The 5,199-nt window shown below is 44.4% G+C and carries 5 protein-coding genes and 1 pseudogene; all 6 read left to right on the forward strand.

Translation table 11 applies throughout. From position 1 onward, the window contains the following. A pseudogene (locus VFS25_RS22360) lies at nt 1-511 on the forward strand (hypothetical protein); the annotation flags it as partial. 74 nt (nt 512-585) lie between these two features. Then, the gene (locus tag VFS25_RS22365; protein WP_326464405.1) at nt 586-1,686 is read left to right on the forward strand and encodes a hypothetical protein; all 1,101 of its coding nucleotides are present in this window, start codon (nt 586-588) and stop codon (nt 1,684-1,686) included. Between the two features lie 4 nt (nt 1,687-1,690). Next, a complete protein-coding gene (locus VFS25_RS22370) occupies nt 1,691-2,686 on the forward strand; it encodes a hypothetical protein (RefSeq protein ID WP_326464406.1) in 996 nt (331 codons plus the stop codon). 4 nt (nt 2,687-2,690) lie between these two features. Continuing rightward, nucleotides 2,691-3,746 (forward strand): hypothetical protein, encoded by a 1,056-nt coding sequence (locus tag VFS25_RS22375; RefSeq protein ID WP_326464407.1) that lies wholly within the window; start codon nt 2,691-2,693, stop codon nt 3,744-3,746. A gap of 10 nt (nt 3,747-3,756) precedes the next feature. Further along, nucleotides 3,757-4,977, forward strand: a complete 1,221-nt coding sequence (locus VFS25_RS22380) for a hypothetical protein (RefSeq protein ID WP_326464408.1) — start codon at nt 3,757-3,759, stop codon at nt 4,975-4,977. Continuing rightward, on the forward strand, nt 4,961-5,199 hold a 239-nt coding region (locus tag VFS25_RS22385; RefSeq protein ID WP_326464409.1), incomplete at its 3' end, for a hypothetical protein. The genes VFS25_RS22380 and VFS25_RS22385, both read left to right, overlap by 17 nt.

The following is a 5,199-nucleotide window of genomic DNA, read 5'->3' on the forward strand; positions in this document are numbered from 1 at the left end:
CAATGCTGCAGATATGCCGGACTTTAAACCCAATGAAATGAAGACCAAAAGTTTTCTGCAACGTTTGGAGTTTGGAGGCAATATGCAGTTTGCACGGTCTACCCGGTTTTATCCCACCACCAGCGACATAGCAGGGCAGGTAGCCTACAAGTTCCACAAAAACGGCACAGCCGGCATCGGCGCTGCTTATAAGCTGGGCATGGGCACCGGTTTTGATAACATCCGTTTTTCCAGCCAGGGCATGGGACTGCGCTCTTTCCTGGACTGGAAGCTCAAGGGTACCTTTTATGTGAATGGTGGTTTTGAGGAAAACTATGTCAGTGAATTCCAGAACGAGCAGCAGCTCAGGAATATAGACAACTGGCAGGGCAGCGCGCTGATCGGCATCAGTAAAAAATACAAGATCAACAGCAAGCTGAAAGGCAACATCGTACTGCTGTACGACTTTTTATGCAACCAGCATGTTCCGAGGACGGATCCTGTGAAGCTAAGGCTGGGATATAGTTTTTAAAGTATGCAGATAGTGTGCGTAGCAGTACAACACTTTTGAAAGATATAATCTTCTATACCTAAAGTAGTATTTATATGCGGACCTTATACCTGATCATAACCATGGCTGGTTTGTTTAACACCTTCAATGCAAACGCTCAATCTGTAGCAGACGATTGGAAATTTGTAGGAAACGCGCAGGGAGCTGCTTCCCCTTACGACCTTTATTACTATAAGCTGATACAGCTAAATGGAGCTTCCCATCGTTACGCGTCCATTATTGAAGTAAGCGTGCAGGCAGATGCGAATTACTATAATATGCAAGGCACTTACCAAATCCGGGTAGATAAATATGAAGGTACCACGGACCGGTTTGATGGTATTGAAATAAAGTGCACTTCCGGAAATCCAGGCGCGGGATATTTCTACATTTTTAATAACGCAGTATGGGTACGTAGCAATTTTAAATGGGGCTACATTTATTATCGCACCGCTGTTAATTTCACCAGTAACAGTCCCCTGAACACGGCGCCTTTTAACCAAACATTTACAGCTCCCACGGGATATGCAACAGTAACCGGCTCCGGTTCAATCAAATGCGATTTTGATAATAATAAATACTACCCCTTACCCTATACGGATGTAAATGGAGGTATTAACGTTAGCCGCGATGAACCTATAGGTTTTGCTTTATACGACAAATTGACTTATGATAGTAAACCCCAGCCTAATTATGGTTTTCAGTGGACAATGGATAGCTGGAGCACAGCTGGTGCCTCTTACTGGCTGGCTGCCTATGGCGGTATAAAAATGTTCACAAAAGCTACTCCGCGACTGGCCATAACAGTAGATGGTAACGTAGGCATTGGAACAACCGCTCCGCAGGCCAAGCTGGCCGTTAATGGCGATGTATTCGCAAAAAAGATAAAAGTAACGCAAACCGGCTGGCCTGATTATGTTTTTAGCCCCGATTATAAAATGCGCACTCTTCCAGAGCTGGAACGCTATATAAAAGAAAACCAGCACCTGCCGGAAATACCCACTGCCGCTGCAATACAGAAAGACGGTCATGATCTGGGAGAAATGAATAAAAAGCTGTTGCAGAAGGTGGAAGAGCTGACCCTGTATCTCATTGAGCTCAAAAAGGAGAATAATGAAATGAAACAACGCCTTGAGAAACTCGAAAAAAGTAAATAAGCATATGAAAAGCATTTTAAAAGCATTGTTAACCCTGGGAATATCCACTACCGTGTTTTCACAAACCAATACTTTTCCTGCTACAGGAAATGTAGGTATTGGTACTACCAGCCCTCTTGAAAAGCTGCATGTAGAAGGTGGCAATATTTATCTGAATAGCGGAAAGGATGTTAACGGATGGCACTATAACTATTTTTACTGGGTGGGTCATAGTCTTGTAATGGGAAGCCGTCCCGGTATCTATTCACATAACGCGGTGCAGCTAATGCCCGGAGGTTCTAACCTGGGAGTAACATACTCAATGCTGCAGCTTTACGATGCACCTAAGCAGGATTCTAATGTGTTAAAAATACAGTTTCATTCCAATGGACCCAGCTTTATAAATGGAGGAAACTTTGGTTTAGGTACAACCTCACCGGAAGGAAAGCTGGATGTATATGGCAGCGTACTTGTTAACAGTGGCGCCAACCTGTATCTTAAAGCGTCGGCAAGCGGCCCGTCAGATCCCGGGGATTTGGTTTTTAATGCTAATAACAATACGGAATATGCAAGAATATATGCCCAGATGGGAGGTACCGCACTCCATTTTTCAGTAGGAGCTACCCCAACACCTAGAATGACAATTACAAATGCCGGTAACATCGGCATTGGCACCGTTACTCCCGGCAGCTATAAACTGGCCGTAGAAGGCACCATTGGCGCCCGCAAAGTAAAAGTAACACAATCCTCCTGGGCCGATTTCGTATTTGCTCCCGGTTACAGCTTACCCTCTTTACAGGAGGTAGAAAAGTATATCATAACGCACAGGCATCTGCCGGACATTCCTACCGCAGCAGAAGTACAGCAAGACGGCCAGGATTTGGGAGAAATGAATAAAAAGCTGCTGCAGAAGGTGGAAGAGCTGACGTTGTACATCATTCAGCTGGAAAAGAAGAACAACGCAATGGAGCAACAGCAAAATATATTACTGAAACGTATTGAAAAATTAGAAGCACGTTAATACTATGAAAATAGGTATCTCCATTTTACTTGCTGCTTTACTGCCATCAGCTGCGTTTTCACAGAATACATTTAGTAATACAGGTACGAACGTTGGTATAGGCACCACAACGCCTGGTCAGCGGCTTGAGATAGTTACCAATGGTGCATCTAATATACAGCTAACCAATAACTGGGATGTACTGGAGCCGGTAGGCGCTATTAAGTTTAATATGGCCGGAACGGACCTGGGCTCCATAGAAACGGAAAGAACAGTGGCCGCCGGCCGGCTTTCCGCATTAAAGTTCTCCACACGGGGCAGCGGTGCTGTAGTAGCTGAAGCCATGCGTATTACAGAGAATTGGCATGTTGGTATTGGTACAACGGCACCGTTGGCAAGGCTACATGTTGTAGGGCCGCGAACATTTCCCCTGGCTAAGTTTACTGTAAATACCATACCTGCTGCAGATGCTTATTTGTCTATTGAAAATGGTACCTCAACAGGACCTTACATTCCGTGTATAAGAGGGAAAAGTAACACCATTGGCCAGCCCTTTGGGATTTATATAGTCGGGGAGGCAGAAGATGTTGTTCCATCGGCTAATGATGCTTTTGGAGGCGCTATAATACTGGATGGAAGAAGCAAGAATGCCGCTAAGCTTAATAATAACAATGTGGTTATGATCAACAGCTTTGGACAGAACCTGGTGGCCTTTAAGGCAGATGGCAGTGTGGGTATTGGAGCCTTAGATACAAAAGGCTATAAGCTGGCAGTAAACGGCAGTGCTGTTTTTACGAAGGTAAAGGTAAAAGCTTATACCGGCTGGCCGGATTTTGTGTTTGAAAAGGACTATACACCTATGTCGTTGGCAGATCTGGAGCAGTTCGTGAAACAAAATAAACACCTGCCGGATATTCCTACCGCTCAGGACGTGCAGGAAAACGGCCAGGACCTGGGAGAAATGAATAAAAAGCTGTTGCAGAAGGTAGAAGAGCTTACCCTGTACATCATTCAGCTGCAGAAAAACAGTGAAGCACAGCTGAAAATGATACAACAATTACAGGCAGCGATCAAAAAGTAAATCCCTTACTATGTATAAATTTATTATGAGCGTTTTAGGCTTGTTAGCGCTTAATGCTCAATTAAAAGCACAAACTGGTACTTTTAGTACGCTGAATTTCCCCAATACCTATACGAACACCATTACAACTGTGCTGGCTACAGCCAATTTCAGGTCCGGCTTTGTTTATCAAAGTAATGGGTCCATCAACTTTGGCCTGACCGGTTTAAAGCAAAATAATTTCAGGTTCCGCTGGCTGGCGCATGATAATGGCCCCATTGATTATACAACCGACACCGACCAGGTGATGTACCTGGACGGTAACGGAAATCTGGGAATAAAAGGCAATATAACAAACAGTGGAAATGTGGGAGTAGGCACATCTGCACCAGTGGTAAAACTCAGTGTTTGGGGGCCTGCGGATAATGATGCCGCCATCTCCCTGCAATCCGGCAGTAACAGCCGCTTTTACCTTCAACAGGGAAGCAATTTATTGAAGATAGGAGGGTTGACGCCAGGTGGAGATGGAGTTATTAATGTTGCCAGTACCGGCTATGTAGGCATTGGTATTCCCAATCCGAACACTAAGCTAACGTTGCAGGAAGTTATAACTGATACATATGCCCCTTCCTCCTCTACTTCCGTCTTTCCTAACGGTATTATCCAAAATATAACTAATGAATCCGGTGTGAATGAAACAGCTGCACTGATGCGTTTTACAATCAAACATAGTTCCGGAGTCTATCCAATTGCTTATATAGGAGCAATAGCTACAAGTGCATCGGCAAGTAATGCCGCATTCGTGATCGGTCAAAGAACTGCCCTTAATGCATATAGCGAAAGATTGCGCATAGATACCAACGGTAACGTAGGTATCGGGACTACAGACTCAAAAGGTTATAAGCAGGCCGTTGCCGGCGATATGATTGCAGAGAAAATAAAAGTAAAGCAGCAAAGCGCCTGGCCGGATTATGTATTCGCTGATCAATACCAGCTACCCTCATTACAGGAAGTAGAGCAGTTTGTGAAGACAAACAAACACTTGCCGGATATGCCTACGGCAGAAGAAGTTAAAAAGGAGGGGATGGATGTAGAAGAAATGAACCGGAAGCTGTTGCAGAAGGTGGAGGAGCTGACGTTGTATGTGATTGAGCTGAAGAAAGAAACAACCTTGTTAAAACAGCAGCTGCAGGAAGTGAGAAACAATAATGCAAACCTCAATAACTATAGAAAAGATGAAGATAAGCATTAAATATTTTTGGGGCATATTATTGACAATAGTGTCCGGGAAGCTATGGGCGCAGGCACCTGATTTGAACGTTGATATAGCCAAAACAGAGTTTCAGGCTAGGCAGATTATTCCCCCTGCGCCTGAGGCGGCTGAACTGGGGAAGTATGGAAACACACCGGTGAGCCTGTTTACTGGTACACCCCAAATTAATATCCCGATATATGAATTAAAAGGCAGTTATCT

Origin of the sequence: Chitinophaga sp., assembly GCF_035761305.1 — a bacterium.
GTDB lineage: Bacteria > Bacteroidota > Bacteroidia > Chitinophagales > Chitinophagaceae > Chitinophaga.

What these genes read in the sequence shown, in the direction of transcription:
- VFS25_RS22365 (WP_326464405.1), top strand. Translation starts at nt 586, where the DNA reads ATGCGGACCTTATACCTGATCATAACCATGGCTGGTTTGTTTAACACC.
- VFS25_RS22380 (WP_326464408.1), top strand. Translation starts at nt 3,757, where the DNA reads ATGTATAAATTTATTATGAGCGTTTTAGGCTTGTTAGCGCTTAATGCT.
- VFS25_RS22370 (WP_326464406.1), top strand. Translation starts at nt 1,691, where the DNA reads ATGAAAAGCATTTTAAAAGCATTGTTAACCCTGGGAATATCCACTACC.
- VFS25_RS22375 (WP_326464407.1), top strand. Translation starts at nt 2,691, where the DNA reads ATGAAAATAGGTATCTCCATTTTACTTGCTGCTTTACTGCCATCAGCT.